Raw genomic sequence first — 23,632 nt, forward strand, 5'->3', positions numbered from 1 at the left:
CCCTTCATGAGCGACTATTCAGTACCTCAGCAATATGCATTACTTTTACTTCTTTACCTAAACGCTCAATACGTCCGCCAATGTTTAACAAACACCCACAATCTGCACCGATTAAATAATCAGCACCTGTTTCCATTACACTATCTACTTTTTCATCCACCATTTGCTCAGAAATAGGTGTCATCTTAACTGAAAACGTTCCCCCAAACCCACAACAATTTTGCTCGTTTGGCAGTTCTCTTACAGTTAATCCTTTTACGTTTGATAATAAAATCCCTGGTGCCTCTTTTACTCCGAGTAGGCGTGTCATATGACAGGATTTATGAATAGTAGCAATCCCTGGTAAACTTGCACCAACGTCTGTAACTTTTAAAACATCTACAATAAATTGTGTAAATTCATATGTTTTATCAGCAACCTTTTGTGCACGTTTAGCCCATTTTGGATCATCTTTAAAAACATGCGGATACTCATGAAACATTGTCGCACAAGAGCCAGATGGCGTGACGATATATTCTGCATCTTCGAAAGTTTCAATCATATGTTTCATCGCTTCTTTTGCTGCTTCTACATGGCCGCTATTATAAGCAGGCTGACCACAACAAACTTGTGCTTCTGGAAATTCAATTTCACAACCTAAACGCTCCAATACTTCAACTGTTGCTTTACCGACGTTTGTTTCAAACATATCGACTAAACAAGTAACAAATAAAGTAACTTTCATAACTATAATTCCCCCTCATTACAACTTCGCCAACAATCATACGGTCATCAGATGACTAAGATTAGAAGAAGTAGGCTCAACCATGGCCTATCCTCTCCCTTTCCTGAAGAAAACGCTTACTTAATCTCTTTCTATTTTATCAGAAAATTAGATTTTTAAAAGATTAAATTACGAATTTATATCGCTTTTACCTGTGACAATATGTTCTACATTTGTTAAATGATCTAGCATCGCTTGCTGCGCTAATTCCACATCTTGCTTTAACACCGCATCATATATAGATTGATGCTCCTCTAAAAGTCGTTCTGATGTCGTTTGTTCACCATATAAAATAATGCGTCTTGATTCACCAATTGTTTCAGCAATCATCTCTGAAACATGATTCATGAGCTCAAGTAAGATGCTATTATGCGAAGATTGTGCGATTCCCATATGGAACTGAAAGTCTGCTTTTTCACCAGCTTTTTCATCTCCAATGCTTTTTGCCATTTCATCTAACCAATGTTTCATATTTTGCAAATTATCATCCGTACGTTTTGCCGCAGCTGCTCGAACTGCCCCCACTTCAAGCACCTTCCGCACTTCTAATAAATTCAAAATATCCTCTTTCTTCATTAATAATTTATTATTTAATGATTTTGTTAATGAAGAAGAATCGAAATTCTTTACATATGTACCTTCTCCTTGTTTCATTTCAATTAAGCCCATTGCTCTGAGCGCACTTAGCGCTTCACGAACTGCAGATCTGCCAACTTGAAACTGCTCTGCTAATTGATGAACAGGAAGTAGCTTGTCACCAGGTTTTAACGTACCATTTTTAATCATTGTTAAAATAGCTTCAGATACTTCTTCGTAAATTTTTTTTGGTTTAATAGATTTGTACTCCAGTTAAATCACCTCAGTATCTTCCAAACAACAATTGTAACGTTTTATAAGAACTTAGCATCCATAACTATTTTAGAACGAATTAGTAAGAAGTACAAATGTTTTGTTCATAAAATAGTCAAATTTTTGATATTTGTTAGATATTAATTAATATATTTCCGTGTAACTATAAAGAGCATATCTCCGAAGTTAGAACATGCTCTCCTCATCTTGTACATTTAATTTAATAATAACTGCCGTTCCCTTACCTTTTTCACTTTCTATTCTCCACTCACCATCATGTATATGAACAATTTGTCTTACAATTGCAAGGCCTAAACCTGTGCCACCGTGTTGACGACTTCTCGCTTTATCTACTCGGTAAAAGCGTTCCCCGAGATTTTCTAAATGCTCTGTATCAATACCTATTCCTGTATCTTTTATGTGCAATTCGCAGTAATCATCAATTTGCTTTAATGTTATTATGATATCCCCGTTTTGATTTGTATAACGTATCGCATTATCTAACACATTATGAAGTACTTGTTGCATACGATCATCATCAATCATTACGATAATTTCAGGATTTAAATTCGTTGAAATACGAAGTTTTTTTTCTATAAACTGTAACTCGTACGTATCAAGTACGTCTTCAATAAGCTGTGAAAAAACGATAGGTTGTTTCTTTAGAGGAAAGTGTTCACCTTCTAGCTGCGCTAAATCTAATAAATCATGAACGAGGCGCTGCATGCGATCTGCTTCTTTATGGATGAGTTGCGTTACTTTTTCCTGCTGCGGCCCCTTTGCCACACCGTCTAAAATAGCTTCACTATATCCTTTAATATAACTAAGTGGTGTTCTAAGCTCATGCGAAACATTAGCTAAAAACTCCTTACGCTTTACATCTTCTGTTTCTAAAGAATTTGCCATTTTATTAAACGCTTTTCCCAATCGTCCGATTTCATCTTCTGAAGAAATTGTAATCCGCTCTGAGAAATCTCCAGTAGCCAAATGATTTGCAACCCGTTCCATTTGCGAAAGTGGTCTTGTAATAGCAATAATAATTTTTCTACCAATCCATATTGTAATTAGAATCATAGCAAGTGCTAACGGCGCTAAAATAAGGCCCATATCAAATATTAAATCTTTTATACTTTTTAAAGGAATATAAGAGTATACAATACCAACTAATTTTTTATTATCTAAAACAGGAATGACAACACCCATAATATTGCGATTAAAATGTTCTTCATACCCTATCTTAGTCACAGTTTTTCCATTTAATAGTGACTGTCTATCCCCTTCACTTATAAGAGAATGATGGTGCACATCGAAAGGCAAACATGCACTTAAATCACGCGGATTATACACGAAAAGAACATCTGAACTAGATATTTGATCGTATGCCCTTACTTTCTCTTCAAAAGTGGATACTCCTTCATATTTATCATATTGCGTAGCAAGACGCTTCCCTTCCATTACTAATGAATCTTTTAAATTGTCCACGTATAGCTTTTCATATGAGTATAAAGATACAAAATAAAGAAAAGAAACTGTTACACATACTGCACATACTACTGTAAGCCAAAGCTTTTGTACCATCGTAAACATACGTTACACCTCAAATTTATAACCTACACCCCAAACGGTTTGAATGTAGTTTCCACTTTCTCCGAGCTTTAGACGCATCGTTTTCACATGCGTATCTACTGTTCTTGTACTTCCTGCATAATCATATCCCCATACCTTTTCAAGCAATTGCTCCCGACTAAATACTTGTCCATTATGTTGGCAAAGAAAATATAGTAAATCAAACTCTTTAACTGTAAGTGACACTGCTTGTCCATCCGTCTCAATTCGTCTACTTTTTTCATTAATAAGGATCGGGCCAAATTGAATCTCCTCTTGCTGCTCTTGCTTTGTATACCGTCTTAGTACAGCTTCCATACGAGCAATTAATTCCCCCGGACTAAATGGCTTTACAATATAATCATCGGCTCCCATACGTAAGCCGTTTACTCTATTCCACTCTTCACCTTTTGCTGTTAAAAATATAATCGGTACATCCGATGTTTTTCGAATCTCTTTACAAACTGAAAGTCCATCCATCTCTGGCATCATTATATCTAGTACGACGAAATCATAATGATCATTCTCTAATTTTTGAAGTGCTTCTTTTCCATTTTCAGCTTCTCCCCACTCGTATCCGAAGTTATCTAAGTACATTCCGACAAGTTGTCTCATATCACTTTCGTCATCTACAACTAGCACTTTATATTTACTCATTGCCCTTCCCCTTCTCTCTCTATGAGTTGAAACGGTCCTTTGCCGACTTTAATTGTTTGTTTTATTTTCATATTCTTCATATCCATAACGCATACTTCATCGCCATCATAACTAGCTACATATCCTTCTGTTCCGCTTTTCAAAAATGAAAATGGGTTCGATCCTACTTCTACAGAAGCTACCTCTTGATACGTGCTAACATCAAACTTTCTAAGCGTATTTGAACCGTGACTTAGCGCATATACATACTTATCATCCTTTGTTATATTCACAGGCATAAACGGAGCATGTAAAGAACGCACCATCTCTCCGCTCTGTAAAGAATACACTAATACTTTCTCATTCACTTGACTTCCATCACCATGTCCACCAATCCATATTTCTTTCCCATCAGCGCTAACCGTTGCTCCTGTTGATGCTGGGGGAATCATAAAGGATTGTATAACCTCTTTTTTCTTTGTATCAATTGTCGTTAGTTTCGTATCATAAAAGTTTAGCACGGTTAGTCGCTTATCATGCTCTACCATCGTTATTGGTCCTTTTCCTGTTGAAACACTCCCTGTCTCTTTCCCTTTTATCGTAAAGAACCTTACCTTTTGAGCATTTTGATCGGCAGCAAATAATTGTTTTTTGTCTTCTGATACGACTACATTCACAATTCCTTTTCCAGTCTTATATTTGTCCACCTGTCTTCCTTCTGTTAGTGAGTATACATACATATATTCTAACTGCTTGCCGTATACAAGTATTTCCTCATTATTTGGAAGTAGTGCAATTCCTGCCATCGGTTCATTTAATTCCCATGTCGTGATTAACTTTTTAGATTTTTTATCAATAAAACTAATACTACCTTCTTTTATATTCGTTGTTATAATAACATTTTTATCTTTAGCAATTGGTGTATATGAACTTCCTTGACACCCTACTAATAGAAATAAAAAACAGAGAAGAAAAATAAACTTTCTCAAAAGATTCCCTCCATCTTCGGATGATTTCGTTATAATTGTAAAATAACAAATAAATGTGTGGAAAATGTGAAATCTTCCTTTATTAATAAACTTACATATATAATGTACAACAAATAGAATTTGAGGTGTGCAAATTATGCTTTTTCCTGATTTAGCCAATAAAATTGTACGGGAAGTACGAAGACTAATTACAGAAAATATTATTATCATTAATATACACGGTGTTATTATCGCAAGTACAGATGCGGAAAGAATCGGTCAATTTCATGAAGGCGCACTCCGCTGTGCGAAACAAAAAAAGACTGTCATTATTACAAAAGAAGATGAAAGGCGACTGCAAGGCGTAAAGGCGGGGATCAATCTTCCTTTGCTATTCCATGATGAAGTAATCGGTGTTATTGGAATCACAGGAGAACCTGAAAACATTTCCCAATATGGAGAAATATTACGTAAGATGACCGAACTATTAATTCACGAAAATTACTTTTTAGAACAGCTAGAACTTGAGCACCGTTCTTATGAAGCATTTGTTTTTGATTGGCTTCAAAATACAGACTGGTCTCCAAGTTTTTTCGATCGTGCAAAAACACTTGGTATTGATTTATGTAAGAAGAAACAACTTATTTTGTTCTCTATCGATCAAAATGACACGATGCTTCAGCGTAAAATTTGGCAACACGTACGCAATATATTAACAAAGGAGCATCTCTTTGTTCGCTGGGGAAATGATCGATTCATCTTATTTACAACGATAAGCTCCAAAGAGCAAACTTATCAATTTTTAAAACGATTAAAACAAGACTGTGAAACTTTATTTTCTATTACTTTATATATCGGGATTGGACAAACAGTTACACCAAGCAATATGAACTTATCGTACGAACAAGCATTACAAGCTCTTTCAGTATCACTTGAAACGAAAAAAATTGTATTTAATGAAGATTTACGTTTAGAAATGTGCTTACAAGATATTTCTACTGAAACGCGGGAACAGTTTTTAGAGCGTACCATCGAAAACTTAGTATCATCTCCTGAACTTATGCACACTTTACGTTTATTTATTGATTATAACCAATCCTATAAGCAAACAGCTCAGCAATTACATATACACATTAACACATTGCATTACAGGTTAAAAAAGATTGAGGAACATACAGAACTTGACCCAAAACAATTCAAAGATTTAAATGTTTTATACTTTGCACTTCTATTATTAGATAATCATACAAAAAAGAACGATAAAACAGATTAATCTTTAGATGATTACACATAGAAAGAATCCCCTGACTTTTTTATCATTATAATGAAAGCACTGTTACAACGTTTTTTATTATTACTAAATACGTTAACAGTTTGAGGGGGATTTCCAATGTTAGAAAAGCAAATTATTGATTCATTCGTATCCATTGTTGGCGAAGATAATGTAGATACATCCAATATGGGGCGTTTAACTTATAGTTATGATGCCACTCCAAACTTCCAAGCGATGCCTGATGCAGTCATTGCTCCTCGTAATACAAATGAAGTAGCAGACGTGTTAAAAGTGTGTAACACTCATAAAATTCCTGTATATGTTCGCGGGTCTGGAACAAATCTTTGTGCTGGAACGTGTCCACTTGAAGGCGGTATTGTCCTTATTTTCCGCCATATGAACAATATTTTAGAAATTGACGAAGAAAATTTAACAATTACTGTACAAGCTGGTGTTATTACACTTGATATTATTAAAGCAGTAGAAGAAAAAGGTTTATTTTATCCACCAGATCCAAGCTCTATGAAAATTTCTACAATCGGCGGTAACATTAATGAAAACTCAGGTGGATTGCGTGGGTTAAAATATGGTGTAACACGTGATTATGTAATGGGGCTTGAGCTTGTCTTACCAAACGGCGATATCATTCGCACTGGCGGTAAATTAGCAAAAGATGTAGCTGGTTACGATTTAACTCGTCTATTTATCGGTTCTGAAGGAACACTTGGTGTTGTTACGGAAGCGATATTAAAACTTGTTCCTATGCCTGAAACGAAGAAAACAATGCTCGCACTATATGAAGATATTAACGAAGCTGCACGTGCTGTTTCTTCTATTATTGCAAATAAAATCATTCCTGCGACACTTGAGTTTTTAGATCAACCGACAATTGAAGTTGTAGAAGAATTTGCACAAATCGGTTTACCAACTGACGTTAAGGCAATTTTATTAATTGAACAAGATGGCCCGCCCGAAGTTGTCAATCGAGATATTGAAAAAATGGCTAACGTTTGTCGTTCTATGAATGCAGTCGATGTTCGCGTTGCAAAAGGTGAAGCGGAAGCAGATGCGCTTCGAACAGCTCGCCGTAGTGCACTATCAGCACTTGCAAGACTAAAACCTACAACAATACTGGAAGATGCAACGGTACCACGTTCACAAATTGCTCCAATGGTTGAAGCAATTAATGCAATTGCAAAGAAATATAATATTCCTATTTGTACTTTTGGTCATGCTGGTGACGGTAACTTACACCCAACTTGTATGACAGATGCCCGTAATGAAGAAGAAATGCACCGAGCTGAACAAGCTTTTGCTGAAATATTTGCGAAAGCAATTGAACTTGGTGGCACGATTACTGGTGAACATGGTGTTGGCGCGATGAAAGCTCCTTATTTAGAAATGAAATTAGGTAAAGAAGGTATTGCTGCTATGCAAGGAATTAAACAAGCATTCGATCCAAATAACATTATGAATCCAGGTAAAATGTTCGCGAAAGACTCTCGTAAAAGAGTGGTGGTTGAGCGATGACCACATTAAATACAGAAAACATTCAAAAGGAATTTAAAGAACGATTAAGTGAAGATGAACTACTAAACTGTATGCGATGCGGCTTTTGTTTACCGACTTGCCCTACTTATATTCAATCTGGGTATAAAGAATCGCATTCACCACGCGGACGTATCGCATTAATGAAAGCCGTCGTCGATGGTTTAATTGAGCCAGATGAGGATGTTGAAAATACATTAAATGTTTGCCTTGGCTGCCGCGCTTGTGAGCCTGTTTGTCCATCTGGTGTGAATTATGGACATTTATTAGAAGAAGCTCGTGATATTATAAATCAAAACAAAAAGTTCTCGGTGCCAGTGAGAGCCGTTCGTAAAGTCGTTTTTGAAGGACTATTCCCTCATCAAAATCGAATGAGAACATTAACAGGACTAATCGGATTTTACCAGCGTTCTGGTTTACAAACGCTAACACATAAAACAGGGATTATGAAGTTATTCCCTGAAACACTTGCAACGATGGATCTCGTTTTACCAAAAGTCCCTAAAATGAAAGCAATGAAAAATCGTCCTGAATTTTTACCTGCTGAGGTAGCAAAGAAAAAAACAAGTTGCATTCTTCACAGGTTGTTTAATGGATACGATGTTTTTAGAAACAAATAACGCAACGATGAAACTTCTTCAGTTAGCTGGTTGCGATATCGTTATTCCGAAAACACAAAGTTGCTGCGGGGCATTACATGGGCATGCTGGTGAAAAAAGTGGAGCAAAAGAATTAGCGAAACGAAATATACAAGCATTCGAAGATTTACAAATAGACTATATTATTACGAATGCAGGTGGCTGCGGAGCTTACCTCGTAGACTATGATTATCTTTTAAAAGATGATCATAAGTGGGCTGAACGTGCAAAGCAGTTTGTTTCTAAAATTAAAGATATTACCGCTATACTAGTAGAATTAGATTTCCATAAACGTACTGACTTACGACTCACGCCACAAATCATTACGTATCAAGACTCTTGTCATTTACGCAATGTTATGCGAACATCTTCTGAACCTCGTATGTTACTAGAAGCCATCCAAGGCGCGACATACCGTGAAATGAAAGATGCGGACCGCTGCTGTGGTTCTGCTGGTATTTACAACATTGTTCATTCAGAGTTATCAATGGAATTCCTAGATTATAAAATGGACTGTGTACATGAAACAGATGCAGCAACGATTGTTACTGCAAATCCAGGTTGTCTATTACAAATGAAATTAGGCATTGAACGGGAAGGTCTTTCTCATAAAATGAGAGGAATTCACATCGTAGATTTATTATTAGAAGCAATTGAAACTAACTCGTAATAACTCGTAACATACGTAATAATAGGAAAACGGCTATCTCCTTCGTCTATGTAAAGAGATAGCCGCTTTTTTGTCTGCTACAACATTAAAAATATGTTACTTTATTATAAAAAAGAACAACAGAAACATTACAGTTTTGTAAAAATCAATCCATTATATTCCTCGAAAAATCGCTCAAACCATTGATACAATAGGATTCTTCATTTTCTATTTAGGTAACTTTATCCAAAAACCCCCTCTTAAAACGAAGTATAAAAATGCTGAAAATTCCTTTTATACTCTATGTTTCTCTTATTTCCGCCCTTTTCTTTCCTTAGGATAAATTAGGTAATTTCGAAGTCTATGAATTTTTTTCCATCTTTTTTCTTGTAAATTGTATGCTACGATGAATTTGTCAGTCAGACAGGCTGTCAAAAACAAATCGTGTGAAAACAAATTAAAACTTTATATAGGGGGACACACATCATGAAAAAGCGTGTTTTATTATCTGTAGCTGCTGCAACAGCTCTTACTTTAGGAGTATCTTCTTTAGATGCACAAGCTGCAACAGTACAACCATCTAACATAAAGGTTCAAAATATTCAGCATTCAAAAATGATGATGAAGCAAATGAGCCAACAAGAATTACAAGCATTCTTACAATCTATGGGAGTTGAATCATTAGCACAATGGAATCAAGGACAATTCCAACAAGATTGCTTCATTCCTGGACAACAGCCTACTGAAAATGTTGTGACTGAACAACCAACAGCTAAGCCAGAAACTCAAAAGCCTGCTGAGCAAAAACCAGTTGAGCAAAAGCCTGCTGAAGAAGTTCAAAAACCAGAAGCTCAAAAACCTGCTGAAAACAACAATACTCAAAAACCAGCTGAACAAAAACCTGCTGAGCAAAAGCCTGCTGAAGAAGCAAAATCTTTAAGCGAGTTCGAACAACGTGTTGTTGAATTAACAAACGCTGAGCGTGCAAAACAAGGTTTATCAGCATTACAAATCGATACTGAATTAAGCAAAGTAGCACGTATTAAATCTGAAGATATGCAAAAAAATAACTACTTTGATCATAACAGCCCTACATACGGGTCTCCGTTTGACATGATGAAGAAATTTGGCATTTCTTATACATCTGCAGGTGAGAACATCGCTCAAGGCCAACGTACACCTGAAGAAGTAGTACAAGCTTGGATGAACAGTGCTGGACACCGTGCAAACATTTTAAATAACGGCTTCACTCACATCGGTGTTGGTTATGTAGAAAGCGGCAACTACTGGACACAACAATTTATTACGAAGTAAATAGAAAAAGAGTCTTCTAGGAGAAGACTCTTTTTTATGTTTCATAGCTTTCTAATATGTATGCGTATAAAATGTAGAACATAAACAAAATAGACCCGCAGCTTATGACACTAATTAACAAATAAAATCCCCATTTCAGGCTCAAAAGCAATGAACATAATATGCTACATGCCATCACTTGAAAGATTCGACTACTAACTAAACGGATTTTTTGTAATTTGATCGGTTCTTTCTCTGTATCCTTCACCTTTTTAAACACTTTACTAAGCATAAAAAGAAACATACTAATTCCAATCGTTAGTCCTGTCTGAAAGAATATACTACTTCTCAAATTAATAAAAAGAATAAGCATATGGATAAACAACATAAATAAAGTAATACTCTTTATAAATCCGCTTACAATAAAATGCTCTCCTTCGTTAAACTTATATATATTATGTGAAATAATATACACGAATCCATGTGAAAAAATAATAAGGACAGGCAGAAATAACACGACAACTTGTTTACTTATAAACTCATTCGCTACACCATTCTCGTTCCAATGCACTGCCATACGAGTTGGTAAATATGTATAGATGCATAGAGTAAGTAAAAGACAAGCGAAAAATATTCCTAGCACATATTTATATTTGACCAAGTGATTCTCACCTCTCTTTTCTCTTAACGGCTTCGCCTCTTTTCGAGAAATCCCTGCAAAAATCTACCTTTTTCAATTTTAAACTTACACTTTACCCGTTTTCTCTTTCAAATTTTTTCATTGTATTATTTAAGTTTGCAGGGAAAGGTACCTCAACCACGATCTCTTCTTTCGTAATTGGATGCACAAAATTAATCTTCATCGCATGTAGCGCTTGATGAGACATGTATTTTGTTTGACCGCCATATAATACATCCCCAACTAACGGATTTCCATTATAGCTCATATGAACACGAATTTGATGCGTTCTACCGGTTTCTAACTGTAACGTTACGAGCGTAGCATTTTGTTTGTTAAAATATTTCTCTACTTTATAATATGTTATAGCTTGGTCTCCCTTTGGAGAAACACGGCGTCTCGTAGCGTGATGTCGATCTCTTCCGATAGCTGCATCAATTGTCCCTTGCTTCTTTTTACTTTTCCTTCAACAAGTGCCGCATACGTTCTTTTAATTTTCCGTTCCATTAATAAACGATCCATAATTGCACCCGCAATTCTATGTTTTGCGAATACAACACCACCTGTCGTATCTTTGTCTAACCTATGAATATGGCGAACCTTCGTCTCTAAACCTTGCATTTGAAAATGAAAAGCAACAAGATTAGCAAGTGTTCCCGTCCCATTTTTTTCAGATGGATGTGTATCCATTTGCCCCTGCTTATTTACAATGAGTACGTGATCGTCTTCATACACTACATCTAATTCACCATATTCTGGATCTACGCCGTACTCCTCCTCCATAAACATATGAACTTGTAACTTATCTCCTTCTTTTAAAAGTTCATCCCATCTCCTCTGTTCTCCGTTAACCGTAATACCTTTTTCCATACGAAGCTGATGTAATAACTTTTTTGGCACTTCCCATTCTACTTTTAACAACGATTCAATGCTTATACTATTCCATATCGCTGGAACCGTAATTTCGCACCATTCGCCCTTTTTCTTTGTTTCCATACTGTATCACCTTATTTCTATTGATTCTCTCATTGTAACGGAAAACACACTTTGATGCACCGTCAAAAAGAGAAGACAGTCTTATAATAGACTGCCCCTCATGCTCTAATCCTTTTCATTTCTTGCAATACTGCTTCAGCTTTTTGTTCATACGATAAATCTTTAAAGAAATCTGCCAATCGTTTATAGTCGTTGTACGTATCTAATAAGTCGTCTATCTTCTCTCCTTTCATAGCTTGCTGCTTTTGCTTCATTTTTACTGGATAACGATACCCCGATACTTCTTGTATTTTGTAATACTCATCCTCTACTTGAATGACCTTTACAAGTTCCTCTTCTTCCGCATCCATCGTATACCCATCAAATTCTCTAAGCAGTTCATAAATGATATGAGTCCATTCATCTTTTGGATAAAATCCTTTTTCTAACCGATAACCGACAATGCGATACATATGTCCATCTTTTTCAGCAAACTGTACTGTATCATTTAGCTTAAACTTAAAATAACGAAACATTGCCTTCACCTACTTGTATGTAATGTTCTTATCACATACTATTTGCAAAATATAGGCCTTGCTATTCATAAAAAAAATACTCACCTTATAGATGAGTATTTTTTAGGACGATTTTTCTTTTTTCTTTCGGAATGGTAACCACCAGTTCCAATCTCCAAACAATTTCATTAAACTTGGTACTAGCATAAGGCGAATAATTGTTGCATCAAGAAATATGGCTAATGCAACCCCAATCCCCATCTGCTTTACTGGTAAAATATCTGTAAATGCAAACGCACCGGTAACAACAATCATAATTAAAGCAGCGGATGTAATGATACGGCTTGTTGATACAAGCCCTTCTAACGTTGCTTGATCGTTATCTCCTGTTTCCTCATACAACTCATGAATACGTGAAATAAGAAATACTTCATAATCCATACTAAGTCCAAATACGAGGCCGAAAATGAAGATGGGTAATACAAATAAAACTGAACTCTCTTCTAACCCGAAATGTCCACCTTCAAATAACCAAATAACAATTCCAATTGTTGCACTTAAACTAAGTACGTTCATAATAATTGCTTTAATTGGAATGAGTATAGAACGGAATGCGAATAATAAAATGACAAATGTTGACCCAAATATAACAGACATACCAATTGCAACTTTATCTTTAATTTCATCTTCTAACTCTTGTTGGAACGTTGTCATCCCGCCTAAATAATAGGTAACATCGTTTTCTTTATAATTATTCTTGAAATCACGAACCCATTGTTTAGCAGTTTCTGTACGAGGTTTCGTATCCAAAAAGACTTCAATTGTTGTCTTATTCTCTTTCGTATACGCTTCAAATATAGGAGTTATTTTCGCAGCTTCTGGTGATTGTAACATTCCAGCAACTTGATCTGCTTTCATTCCATTTAGCCCGTCATATACACTTTTCACCTTATATACTTTCTTATCATCTTTTAACTTTTGAACAACATCTTCTACCTTTTGTAAGCTTTCTTTTTCTGTCATATTTTTCTTCGTCTCTACTACTAATGTAACATCAGCATGTGTTTTGACAGTTTTATTAAATGCTTCTTCATATTTCTCATAAGCAACCCTTGTGTCACTCTTTTCAGGTAACGCTTCAACACCAGGAAACTGCAAGTTAGCTGTACGTAGCGGTAATAAACAAATAACAATAAATGTTGTAACAGCAATAATCATGACGATTGGATGTTTCATTACAAACTGTGCAAATTTACGCCATGCATTTGATGGCGTAGGCGCCGCCTGATTCTTTTTTAATATCCTTTTACCAATTAAAGATAATAGCGCCGGAAGAAGTGTGAGCGAAAACAAAATGCTCATAATAACGACAATCATCCCGCTAATAGCAACAGACTGAATATAATCAATCTTAAAGAAAAATAAACCTGATAAACCGACGAATACACACAGCCCTGAAAATACGATAGCACGCCCTGCCGTTTGATACGTAGTCGCTATCGCTTCTTTCACTGTTCTCTTCGCCACTTCCTCTCGAAAGCGATTTACAAATAACAATGCAAAATCAATTGATAATGCAAGCCCAATCATCGGTGCAACATTTAATACAAAAATAGATAACTCTTTATCGCTACCTATAAAATATAAAATCCCCATCGTACTAATTACACTAAGTAGGCCATTTAAAATCGGCAAAATAGACGCAAGCAGACTACCAAATGAGAATAATAGTACAAGAAAAGCAATAGGCAAACCAATCATCTCTGCTACTTTTAAATCATTTTGCGTCCTTTCATTAATCTCTTGATTAATTTTCGGATATCCTGTCGGTGTTACTTTTAATACTGCATTACTTTCCTTCTCAATTTTTTCAGCGAATTGTAATGTCTTTTCCATTCGTTCTTTATTTGTTTTCCCGGAAAATAATATCGTTGCATAACCGATATCATCTTTTAGCATCTCTTTATTTTGCATCGGATGATGGAAAGATTCGTATGTTTCCTTCTCTTGAATGTGATTTATAATTCCATCTATACGCTTTTGAAACTCCTCTTGAGAAGCATTCTTTTCTTTCTCAAAAACGAGTAAAAGCGTATCTTGAGACTGCTTAAAATCTTTATCTAAAATTTCTTTCGTCTTTTGATAATCCCCTTCTGTTTGGAAACCATCACCACCCAATACTCCCGGAAGCTTTGGAGCAAAAATACCTAGCGCTATTGCAAGTAGTAGTAATACGACGATTACTGTATAACGAAAATGATACAAAAAAGCACCTAACTTCCCCCACTTATCAACTTTATGTACATTTGTCTTCACACATTTTCACCTACTTTAAATAATTCATTTGTCATTTATACTGTATCACATCTCCCCATAAACAAAAAACGTCTGGAAAAACTATAATACTAGTTTTTCCAGACGTTTTTCTATCTCTCGTTATTAAGTCCCAATCTCTCGGTAAGTAAACGATGGTAGTAAATCGCCATAATTAACAAAATACCACCTACGCAATAACCTGCTAAAATATCAGTTGGATAATGTACATTTAAAATGACTCTACTTAATCCAATCGATACAATTAATATCCCCATCAAAATCGTTATGACATATTTCCCAGTTATGCTCTTCAAATTTGCCGCAATGATATAAGCAAGAAACCCAAATGTCATAATAGATAACATTGCATGCCCACTAGGGAAACTATATCCAAGTGCATCTAGCGCTTCATTTAACGATGGACGATCCCTTTTCACAATTTCTTTTATCCCTTTATTAACAAGATGTGTCGTTAATATAGCCATTGGATACACGATCATAGCAGCATAATAACGTTTTTTCCAAAAAACGAGCAAACTTATAATTAGTGTCGTTATAACTCCAATTGCAGATCCTAACTTTGTAAAATATGTGAAGAATGTAATTGAGCTTTCTGTTTGTAATCCTTTTACCATCTCTCGGACATATGTATCCACTGCTGTAACTCCGCTTGCTTGTACTCTCCAAGCGATAATGCCGAATAAAGCAAGTAATAAAATCATACACATGAACTCATATCGATGTAACTTTTTCTTCAAACGATTTCCTCCTACTTATGAAAAAATGCGATTTCTACTTTAGAAACCGCATTCCCTTACTTATTTACCTTTTGTTTTTAACTCTGTCCAGTAGCGATCATAGTCTTTTAACTTATCGTCTACATCAACAAGCCATTCAGTACGATCTAATTCTTCTTTCGTTAAGAAAATCATGTGGTTTTCACGATATTCTTTACTATGAAGAGGACGAGCTTTTTCATTTGGATTACTGTAACCAATTGACTCATAGTTTTTCACACTTACTTTTTCATCTAATAAGTAATTCATAAACTTCTCTGCAAGTTCTTTATGTTTCGCACCTTTTGGAATCGCTAACGTGTCAGCCCAAATTGTGCCGCCTTCTTTTGGTACAACGTATCCTACATCTTTGTTATCTTTCGCGATAAATGCTGCGTCTCCAGACCATACAGTCCCAATCCAAGCATCTTCTGTAATAAATTTTTGTTTAATATTATCTGTATCGAATGCTAATAAGTTTGGAAGTAGCTTCTGTAAATCATTAGACGCTGTCTTTAACTGTGCATCCTCTTTTGTACTATTAGAGAAACCATTTTTCTTAAGTCCCATTCCTAATACTTCACGAGAATCATTTAATAAAGTAACATGTCCTTTATATTTATCGTTCCATAAATCATTCCAGCTTGTCGGCGTTTCTTTCACATACTTTTTATTGTATGCAATGCCTGTTACACCCCAAGTATATACTAGAGAATACTTATTCTCTGGGTCAAACGCAGGTGTTTTAAAGTTAGAAACAAGGTTCTCGATGTTCGGGATGTTCTTCTTATCTAAAGGCTCTAATAAGTCCATCTTCGCCATTGTTTTCACCATGTAATCAGATGGTTGAATTAGATCATACGTCGCACCACCAGCTTGTAATTTCGCAAGCATTTCTTCATTACTTGCATATTTATCATAATTGATTTTCACGTTATATTTCTTTTCAAAATCTTTTAAAACTTGCTCATCAAAATTGTCAGCCCAACTATAAATATTTAATTCTTCTTTCTTCTCACCGCAACCAGCAAGTACACCTGCAGCAAGACTGAAACTAATTGCTACACCAGCTAATCTCTTCACTAATTTCATCGGTTTATTACCTCCTCGTACTTTCTATATCATTCGTATTATAAAGGAAGGTGTCCTCCAGAGTTTTCTTCACCATCTGCACCTTTGTTACGGAAGATTTCAGATAGAACCATTAATCCTACGATAACAACAATTAAAATTGTAGAAAGAGCATTAATTTCAGGTGATACTCCGCGCTTAACCATACTGTAAATATATAATGGCAATGTTGTTGATCCTGGTCCTGATACGAAGAAACTAATTACAAAATCATCAATTGATAATGTGAATGTTAATAATGCTGCTGAAACAACTCCCGGCGCAATTGCTGGAAACGTTACATAACGAAACGTTTGCCACGGTGTTGCTCCTAAATCATTTGCTGCCTCTTCTAAATCACGTCCCATACTAGAAAGACGTGCCGCTAAAATAACAACAACAAATGAAATACTAAATGTAATATGTGCAATAATAATCGTTACTTGTCCAAGTTCCATACCTAATTGACTAAATAAGATTAGTAAAGATAATCCCATTAAAATATCAGGAATTAAAATTGGTAAGTATACAAGACCATTAATAGCCCCTTCAAAACGATATTTATAACGATGTAATGCAATCGCAAAAATCACACCAAGAATTGTCGTTACAACCGTCGTTATAACTGCAATCGTCATACTATTTATAAACGCATCAATAACATCTTGTTTTTGAAATAAATCTGTATACCAATGGAATGTAAAGCCTTCCCATTCCGCATTAATGCGTGAATCGTTGAAGGAATATACCATTAAAACCATCATTGGAAAATACAAAAACAATAAAATTAACCAAGAATAAGAAACTAGAAACTTCTTCATCTTTGCCTATTCCCCTCCGTTTCCATCATATTTATATACTTTCGTTGCACGATAATATAAGTAAATTAACAGAACAGAGAATAGAACAACAATCATAGATAACGCGGAGCCAAACGGCCAGTCACGCGAACCTAAGAATTGATTTTGAATTACGTTTCCGATTAACGCTACTTTCGATCCACCCATAACGTCTGATACAACAAACATTCCAATAGAAGAAACGAATACTAAAATAGAACCAGTAACAATCCCTGACATCGTCATCGGTACTGTTACATTCCAAAATGCCTTTACTGGCGTTGCCCCTAAATCATAAGCTGCCTCTAGCTTACGCTTATCAAGCTGCTCAATTGCTGCATACACTGGCAAAATCATAAATGGTAATAAAGAATATACCATTCCGAGTATTACAGAAGGTGTATTATACAACAGATTTAAAGGTTCACTAATAATACCTAGTTTCAATAGCAATGTGTTTACAAGACCTTGTGAACGTAAAATAACAATCCATGCGTATGAACGAACAAGGAAGTTAATCCAGAACGGAATCGTTGCCAATAATAAAAGGATAGAACGATATTTACGATCCACAATTGTAATTGTATAGGCAAATGGATAACCAATTAATAAACATAGTACTGTCGTAATAACCGCAATTTTCACTGTTTCCCATAACGTCCCCATATATAATGGATCAAACACACGCACTATGTTATCTAATGTAAATTTCATTTCCACTGTCCCGTATGCTCCGCGCTGCATGAAGGCAAATGCTAATACGAACAAAAGTGGAATTAGGAAGAAGAGTAACAGCCATACGACTGTAGGTAATGCGAGTAATTTCCCTTTTTTCAATTTAAGGTCACCTCGTCCTCTTGCTCCCAGCCTACATATACATTATCTCCAATGTTCCACTGCGCTGCTTCTTCAGCAGTTTGATAAGCCATCAGCAATTCTGCTGTTTTCTCATCACGTACATAAAGCTTTTCCATATTTCCAACAAACTCAATGTCTTCAATATGTCCAAGATGGTATTCTTTTAAAATTGGCTCTTCAACCGAACGAACCTTTACGTTTTCAGGGCGAACTGCTACGTAGTTTTCCCCATTTTTCACGATATTATTTTCACCGATGAACGTCGCAACGAACAATGTTTTCGGCTTATTGTAAATTTCTTTAGGCGTGCCGACTTGTTCGATATGCCCTTTATTCATAACGACAATACGATCGCTCATACTCATCGCTTCTTCTTGATCGTGTGTTACGTATATGAACGTAATTCCTAAATTACGCTGTAAGTTCTTCAATTCACGTTGCAAATCTTTTCTTAGCTTAAAGTCAAGCGCTCCAAGTGGCTCATCTAATAGTAATACACGTGGGTTATTTACAATTGCTCTTGCAATTGCTACACGCTGTTGCTGTCCACCAGAAAGCTTCGAAGGTTTACGATTACGGAATTCAAGTAACTGCGTTAAACGCATTGCCTCTTCAGCACGTTGTTTCTGTTCTGCAGCTGAGACTTTTTGCATTTTCATACCGAAACAAATATTTTTCTCCACATTCATATGCGGGAATAGTGCATAATGTTGGAACACTAAGTTCATATGACGCTTGTATGGCGGCAAATCGTTAATCTTTTCATCATCTAATAAAAGATTCCCTTTAGTTGGCGTTTCAAATCCTGCGATCATACGAAGTAAAGTCGTTTTCCCGCAACCACTCGGTCCTAAAATTGTTAAAAATTCTCCTTCTTTAATATCTAAAGAAAGAGGGGGGATAATCACTTGATTTCCAAAATGTTTTTCTACTGCTTCAACTTTAATAATCTTTTTCATTTTCCCGTCCTATCTACCTTAAATTTTAATTTTTATATTCATGAATAAATATTTATGTTCTATAGACTATTTTTTGTTTCGATCCAAACAAAAATGGTTATTTAGCAAGCGTTCACTTCTATTCTATATGTAGTATGTTTGATTCATTTTCGCATGATACATATGTCGAACAGAAAAACCCCTTCCATTGCGAAGGGGCTATTATCATACGGCTACGCCTACTGATAAACACCATCATCATTTTAACAACTTTCGTATGAATTTTAAAGCACTTTTTGTAGAAGAGTAACGAATTTTCATGTCGAACGCTGTAGATTGGGACAAAATGCTTTTATAATGGGAAAAAGTCCGAAAACTTTCTTCACCATGATAGCCGCCTAATCCACTGCTCCCCACTCCCCCAAAAGGTAAATATGGCGTTGCAAGATGATACACAACATCATTAATACATCCTCCGCCATATGGGATATTATTCGTCACTTGCTCTTGCACTTTTCTATCTTCAGAAAAAACATATAGAGCTAAAGGCTTCGGATGTTGCTGAATCGTTTTAATTACATCTTCTAGTTTATCATACTCAATAATCGGTAAGATTGGTCCGAAAATTTCATCCTCCATAACAGCACTTTGCCATGTAACATTTGTTAAGACTGTCGGCTCAATGTGCAATGTTTCTTTCTTATAACTCCCGCCAATCACCGGCTTACCGTCTTGTAAAAATGTACATAATCGTTCAAAATGACGATCGCTCACAATTCGCACGTAATTGTCATTTTGTAAAGGCTCTTTTCCATACTGCTCCGTGATTTCATGTCGTAATGCCTCGATTAACTGTTCTTTCACTGAAGAATGAACATACATATAATCAGGTGCTACACACGTCTGTCCTGCATTTAAAAATTTGCCCCAAACGATACGTCTTGCAGTTACATCTAGCTTCGCATCTTTATGTACAATACATGGACTTTTCCCGCCAAGTTCTAACGTAAGAGGTGTTAATTTTTTCGCCGCTGCTTCCATCACAACTTTTCCGACTCCAACACTACCTGTAAAGAAAATATAATCAAATGGCTCCTTTAAAAGTGCAGTGCTTTCCTCAACACCACCTTCTACTACCGATACAAGCTCTTCTGGGAATAATTCTTCTATCATTCTCGTAAGCACTTTTGAGACGTTTGGTGTTAATTCTGATGGCTTTAAAACAACTGTATTTCCGGCTGCCAACGCTCCTACAAGTGGTGCAATTGCTAATTGAAACGGATAGTTCCACGGTGCGATAATAAGAGTCACACCATACGGTTCTGGCACTACTTTCCCCTTTGATCCAAAATGAGTCAGTGCTGTGCGAACTCGCTTTGGTTTACTCCAAGAGGAAATATGCTTCATTTGAAACGAAATCTCTTTTAATACATATCCAATTTCTGTTGTAAATGATTCGTGAACTGATTTATTCAAATCTAATTTCAACGCTTGAAAAATCTCATCCTCAAAACGCTGAATTCCTTCATAAAGCTTCTTCAAATTATTCTTTCTCGTTTCTACACTTCTCGTATGTCCTTTATAAAAATATTCCTTTTGTTTATTTACAATAGAGGAACTACTCATTCACTCACCTGCTTCCACTATTTTTATCCAATTCTTTCATTATTTATATAGATTTTATATGTAACAAATTTCTATTCGTAAAGTTACATTATATATGACTTTTCCAGCTATTTAAAATTCATTGCTCACAAAAAACTACCGAAAGAAAATCTCTCGGTAGTTTTACTGTATTAACGATATAAACGAACAGCACCTGCAGAATTATCATCAGCTTGTCCTACTACTTCAAACTTCAGACCAAGCTTCGGTAAAATACGTCCTGCATCTGGAATCTGTTGATTAATATACGTTTTAGAATCATCAAACTTCGGTACACCCGCTAAGCCATTATACGTAAACGTTCCACGCGTTGGAGATACAACTTTCCAAGCTGGCGTTTTGTCGAATGAGAACGCCGCATCAGCGATTTGGAATCGTGTACTACTCTTAACTGTCGGTTTACCATTTAAAGTTCCTACAATCGCTTCTGGATGAGAATCAACTACACCAAGGAAACCGTGTCCTGGATGTACACCAACCCAGTTATCTGTGTAAGCTGAATCCGCATACCATACAACCATACCTGTGTTATATTCTGGACCACGAGCAAATTTCAATGCTTTATCTGCACCAGCATAGTTTCTCCACTCTACATAGTAGTTATGTTTTTTCTTCTCTGTTCCATTAGATACAACGAAACCATCTAATTTTAATTGTGGTGTACCTTCTGCATCATCTGAGAATACAACTTTACCATCTACTGTTAATGAAGCATTATCAAGAGCGAATCCGTTTAATGCTAGACCACCATCAGTAATGTAATCAAATGTTAATTTCACTTTCTTACCTTTGAACTGACTTAAATCGTATGATTTGTCAATCCATTTTCCATTTGTCGTATCTGCATTTCCACTATTTTCTTTCTCACCAAGACGTTCAATTAACGTTTGTTTACCGTCTTCTGTTACAGCGTGTACTTCAAGGAAATCGTAACCTGCTTCAATCTCATATAATGACTTGAAATCGAATTTCGCATTCGTTGCATTCGTTAAATCGAACAGCGGTGTCTCCATTTTTGTGTGAAGGTCATCACCTTTTGTGCTGTAATAATATTGTTTACCGAATGCTGGTGCAATCGTTTTTACATCTTTATCTGGTAAGTTAACACGAATCATACCTGGTCGGTCAGATTTCGTAACACTTTGGTCTAAATATGTTGCTAGACCGATACCTTTATTTAATTTCTCGTAATCTACTTCTACGATATTTGCCCAGTTACCACCGATTGTTTTTTGGAAAAACTCTTTATTTTGCGGTGAAAAACTTGTTGGCGTTGTGCCTGCGATTTTACCAGCCCAGCTTCCGCCACTCATAATAGACCAAGCTTCAATCGGCTCACCCTGACCGCTATATTGTGTATCATACTCATCCGGAAGACCTAAATCATGACCATATTCATGTGCGAATACACCAACTGCACCATCTTCTGGTTCAATTGTGTAATCATACGCAGCCATCTTTCCGCCCCAATATGGAACTTTCGACTTTGTTCCTTCAATTGGGAATGGTTTTGGTCCAACTGTCCAGCGATGTGACCAAATTGCATCATCACCTAATTTACCGCCGCCAGCTTCTTGTCCAACACCCGCATGAATAATCATTAAGTGATCGATTAAACCATCAGGTTGATTTTTATTTCCATCTTCATTTACATCATATTGGTCAAATTGATCAAACTCTGATAAATCAATACCGCTATCTACTGCTGCTTTTAATGCATCTTTTACTAGATCACGTGGTCCTTTTGGGCCTTTATTGTCATGGCCGCCGCCTGCAGCATCTGCACCATAATCAGCTGCTTTACCAGGAACTGTTAACCATTTTGTAACTGTTCCATCCACAGTGTAACTACCACCAGATTGTTCTTCATAATATTGTTTAAACGTTTCAATCTTACTTCCGTCATCTAACGTAAACGGCTCGTTACCAAATAACATTTTTTCATAATGTTCTTTATTAAAATCGTTGGAATACATGTAACCAGGTTCTTTATCAATATTGTTATGTTTGAAATCAGCATACTCTACAAGTAAAACGAGTACTTTATCTTTACGAACTTCACCGTTATACTCTTTTTGTTTTGCTTGTGAAGTTGGTACTTTACCATTTAGCCCGCCTTTAACTGGGCCTGCCGCTGCAGGTGTACCTGTCGCAGGTTGGTCTAATTTTTCTTTCGTTTCTGCTTTCGCATCTTTCACTTTCTTTAAAAAGTCAGATGCATCTTTCGTAAGTTGGTCCCCATTTGCCGCTTCTTTCCCAGGATTTTCACCCTTTTTGTTCTCTACATACTTTTCGACAGCATTCTTTGTTTCTGTCTCTGAAGCAGATGCATCAATTACCCCACGTTTTTTTAGCGCATTTGCTAATCTCTCTTCTGGGATTAAGTGATCATCAACTGGGCTTGTAGCTGTCTTGTTCTCCGGCGTTTCAGCATATGTAGGCTGACTTCCAGCACCAAGTGACAAGCCTAGAACAGCTGTCAAAGCGATTGATGATAACACTTTAAACGGTTTCTTTTTCATCCCTTATTTCCTCCCCTAATAAAAAAATATGTATTACACATTGTATTTTATTAAAAATTCAGTATTTTTTCAATATTTAGTCATGTTATGTAATTTTTTTAATATATTTGTAAAAATTTCTTAGTTAGTATACGAATATATCATAATTCAACAATGTTTTCAGAAAATATTGAAAAGTTTTGACAGAAACCTTATACTTTCCATAGAGGGAATTTAA

The 23,632-nt window shown here is 35.9% G+C and carries 18 protein-coding genes and 2 pseudogenes; 4 read left to right on the top strand and 16 right to left on the bottom strand.

The window, feature by feature from the left end; genetic code table 11:
* Positions 1-4 precede the first annotated feature (4 nt).
* The 5 genes from CDB3_RS17790 to CDB3_RS17810 all read right to left on the bottom strand — a co-directional run bounded on the left by CDB3_RS17790 (position 5) and on the right by CDB3_RS17810 (position 4,842).
* On the bottom strand, positions 5-724 hold the full coding sequence (locus CDB3_RS17790) for a (Fe-S)-binding protein (protein ID WP_071770241.1): 720 nt from the start codon (positions 722-724) through the stop codon (positions 5-7).
* 168 nt (positions 725-892) lie between these two features.
* Entirely contained in the window at positions 893-1,582 is a 690-nt protein-coding gene (locus tag CDB3_RS17795) for a FadR/GntR family transcriptional regulator (protein ID WP_255257118.1), read from the bottom strand.
* A 216-nt stretch (positions 1,583-1,798) separates the two neighbouring features.
* A complete protein-coding gene (locus CDB3_RS17800) occupies positions 1,799-3,199 on the bottom strand; it encodes a sensor histidine kinase (RefSeq protein ID WP_128855409.1) in 1,401 nt (466 codons plus the stop codon).
* A gap of 3 nt (positions 3,200-3,202) precedes the next feature.
* A complete protein-coding gene (locus tag CDB3_RS17805; protein WP_098499892.1) occupies positions 3,203-3,874 on the bottom strand; it encodes a response regulator transcription factor in 672 nt (223 codons plus the stop codon).
* Positions 3,871-4,842: a YncE family protein gene (locus tag CDB3_RS17810; RefSeq protein WP_128855410.1), complete on the bottom strand. Its 972-nt coding sequence runs from the start codon at positions 4,840-4,842 to the stop codon at positions 3,871-3,873. The genes CDB3_RS17805 and CDB3_RS17810 overlap by 4 nt, the downstream gene beginning before the upstream one ends.
* A gap of 136 nt (positions 4,843-4,978) precedes the next feature.
* Between CDB3_RS17810 and CDB3_RS17815 the strand changes: the two genes are divergently transcribed.
* The 4 genes and pseudogenes from CDB3_RS17815 (at position 4,979) to CDB3_RS17830 (ending at position 10,243) form a co-directional block, all read left to right on the top strand.
* Complete coding sequence (locus CDB3_RS17815; protein ID WP_128855411.1) at positions 4,979-6,094, top strand: CdaR family transcriptional regulator; 1,116 nt, start codon at positions 4,979-4,981, stop codon at positions 6,092-6,094.
* A 117-nt stretch (positions 6,095-6,211) separates the two neighbouring features.
* Positions 6,212-7,624 carry a glycolate oxidase subunit GlcD gene (gene glcD, locus CDB3_RS17820; RefSeq protein WP_128855412.1) on the top strand — a complete coding sequence of 471 codons (1,413 nt, stop codon included), beginning with the start codon at positions 6,212-6,214 and terminating at the stop codon, positions 7,622-7,624.
* A pseudogene (locus tag CDB3_RS17825) lies at positions 7,621-8,950 on the top strand ((Fe-S)-binding protein). The gene glcD and the pseudogene CDB3_RS17825 overlap by 4 nt, the downstream one beginning before the upstream one ends.
* Positions 8,951-9,415: 465 nt before the next feature.
* Positions 9,416-10,243: a CAP domain-containing protein gene (locus tag CDB3_RS17830; protein ID WP_128855413.1), complete on the top strand. Its 828-nt coding sequence runs from the start codon at positions 9,416-9,418 to the stop codon at positions 10,241-10,243.
* A gap of 34 nt (positions 10,244-10,277) precedes the next feature.
* Here CDB3_RS17830 and CDB3_RS17835 read toward each other — a convergent pair whose 3' ends face one another.
* From CDB3_RS17835 to inhA1, 11 genes and pseudogenes are all read right to left on the bottom strand, one after another.
* On the bottom strand, positions 10,278-10,883 hold the full coding sequence (locus CDB3_RS17835; RefSeq protein WP_128855414.1) for a DUF1648 domain-containing protein: 606 nt from the start codon (positions 10,881-10,883) through the stop codon (positions 10,278-10,280).
* Between the two features lie 91 nt (positions 10,884-10,974).
* Positions 10,975-11,897, bottom strand: a pseudogene (locus CDB3_RS17840) (RluA family pseudouridine synthase).
* Positions 11,898-11,995: 98 nt separating this feature from the next.
* Positions 11,996-12,412 (bottom strand): histidinol dehydrogenase, encoded by a 417-nt coding sequence (locus CDB3_RS17845; protein ID WP_128855415.1) that lies wholly within the window; start codon positions 12,410-12,412, stop codon positions 11,996-11,998.
* Between the two features lie 102 nt (positions 12,413-12,514).
* Positions 12,515-14,707 (bottom strand): MMPL family transporter, encoded by a 2,193-nt coding sequence (locus tag CDB3_RS17850; protein ID WP_128855416.1) that lies wholly within the window; start codon positions 14,705-14,707, stop codon positions 12,515-12,517.
* Positions 14,708-14,817: 110 nt separating this feature from the next.
* Complete coding sequence (locus CDB3_RS17855) at positions 14,818-15,465, bottom strand: phosphatase PAP2 family protein (RefSeq protein WP_128855417.1); 648 nt, start codon at positions 15,463-15,465, stop codon at positions 14,818-14,820.
* Positions 15,466-15,525: 60 nt separating this feature from the next.
* The gene (potD, locus tag CDB3_RS17860; RefSeq protein ID WP_128855418.1) at positions 15,526-16,575 is read right to left on the bottom strand and encodes a spermidine/putrescine ABC transporter substrate-binding protein PotD; all 1,050 of its coding nucleotides are present in this window, start codon (positions 16,573-16,575) and stop codon (positions 15,526-15,528) included.
* A 38-nt stretch (positions 16,576-16,613) separates the two neighbouring features.
* Positions 16,614-17,414: a spermidine/putrescine ABC transporter permease PotC gene (potC, locus tag CDB3_RS17865; RefSeq protein WP_000714188.1), complete on the bottom strand. Its 801-nt coding sequence runs from the start codon at positions 17,412-17,414 to the stop codon at positions 16,614-16,616.
* 6 nt (positions 17,415-17,420) lie between these two features.
* A complete protein-coding gene (gene potB, locus CDB3_RS17870; protein ID WP_128855419.1) occupies positions 17,421-18,269 on the bottom strand; it encodes a spermidine/putrescine ABC transporter permease PotB in 849 nt (282 codons plus the stop codon).
* A complete protein-coding gene (potA, locus tag CDB3_RS17875) occupies positions 18,266-19,249 on the bottom strand; it encodes a spermidine/putrescine ABC transporter ATP-binding protein PotA (protein WP_128855420.1) in 984 nt (327 codons plus the stop codon). The genes potB and potA overlap by 4 nt, the downstream gene beginning before the upstream one ends.
* Before the next feature lie 237 nt (positions 19,250-19,486).
* Complete coding sequence (locus tag CDB3_RS17880; RefSeq protein ID WP_128855421.1) at positions 19,487-20,854, bottom strand: aldehyde dehydrogenase; 1,368 nt, start codon at positions 20,852-20,854, stop codon at positions 19,487-19,489.
* Between the two features lie 170 nt (positions 20,855-21,024).
* Complete coding sequence (inhA1, locus tag CDB3_RS17885; protein WP_128855422.1) at positions 21,025-23,415, bottom strand: M6 family metalloprotease immune inhibitor InhA1; 2,391 nt, start codon at positions 23,413-23,415, stop codon at positions 21,025-21,027.
* Positions 23,416-23,632 lie beyond the last annotated feature (217 nt).

The organism is Bacillus sp. CDB3 (assembly GCF_002081505.1).
Classification (GTDB): domain Bacteria; phylum Bacillota; class Bacilli; order Bacillales; family Bacillaceae_G; genus Bacillus_A; species Bacillus_A cereus_AT.

Bases quoted from the DNA above. Each gene is read 5' to 3' on its own strand.
- potD (WP_128855418.1), bottom strand. From the start codon at position 16,575: ATGAAATTAGTGAAGAGATTAGCTGGTGTAGCAATTAGTTTCAGTCTT.
- CDB3_RS17815 (WP_128855411.1), top strand. From the start codon at position 4,979: ATGCTTTTTCCTGATTTAGCCAATAAAATTGTACGGGAAGTACGAAGA.
- CDB3_RS17830 (WP_128855413.1), top strand. From the start codon at position 9,416: ATGAAAAAGCGTGTTTTATTATCTGTAGCTGCTGCAACAGCTCTTACT.
- potC (WP_000714188.1), bottom strand. From the start codon at position 17,414: ATGAAGAAGTTTCTAGTTTCTTATTCTTGGTTAATTTTATTGTTTTTG.
- CDB3_RS17800 (WP_128855409.1), bottom strand. From the start codon at position 3,199: ATGTTTACGATGGTACAAAAGCTTTGGCTTACAGTAGTATGTGCAGTA.
- CDB3_RS17790 (WP_071770241.1), bottom strand. From the start codon at position 724: ATGAAAGTTACTTTATTTGTTACTTGTTTAGTCGATATGTTTGAAACA.
- CDB3_RS17845 (WP_128855415.1), bottom strand. From the start codon at position 12,412: ATGTTTCGTTATTTTAAGTTTAAGCTAAATGATACAGTACAGTTTGCT.
- potA (WP_128855420.1), bottom strand. From the start codon at position 19,249: ATGAAAAAGATTATTAAAGTTGAAGCAGTAGAAAAACATTTTGGAAAT.
- inhA1 (WP_128855422.1), bottom strand. From the start codon at position 23,415: ATGAAAAAGAAACCGTTTAAAGTGTTATCATCAATCGCTTTGACAGCT.
- CDB3_RS17880 (WP_128855421.1), bottom strand. From the start codon at position 20,854: ATGAGTAGTTCCTCTATTGTAAATAAACAAAAGGAATATTTTTATAAA.
- glcD (WP_128855412.1), top strand. From the start codon at position 6,212: ATGTTAGAAAAGCAAATTATTGATTCATTCGTATCCATTGTTGGCGAA.
- CDB3_RS17805 (WP_098499892.1), bottom strand. From the start codon at position 3,874: ATGAGTAAATATAAAGTGCTAGTTGTAGATGACGAAAGTGATATGAGA.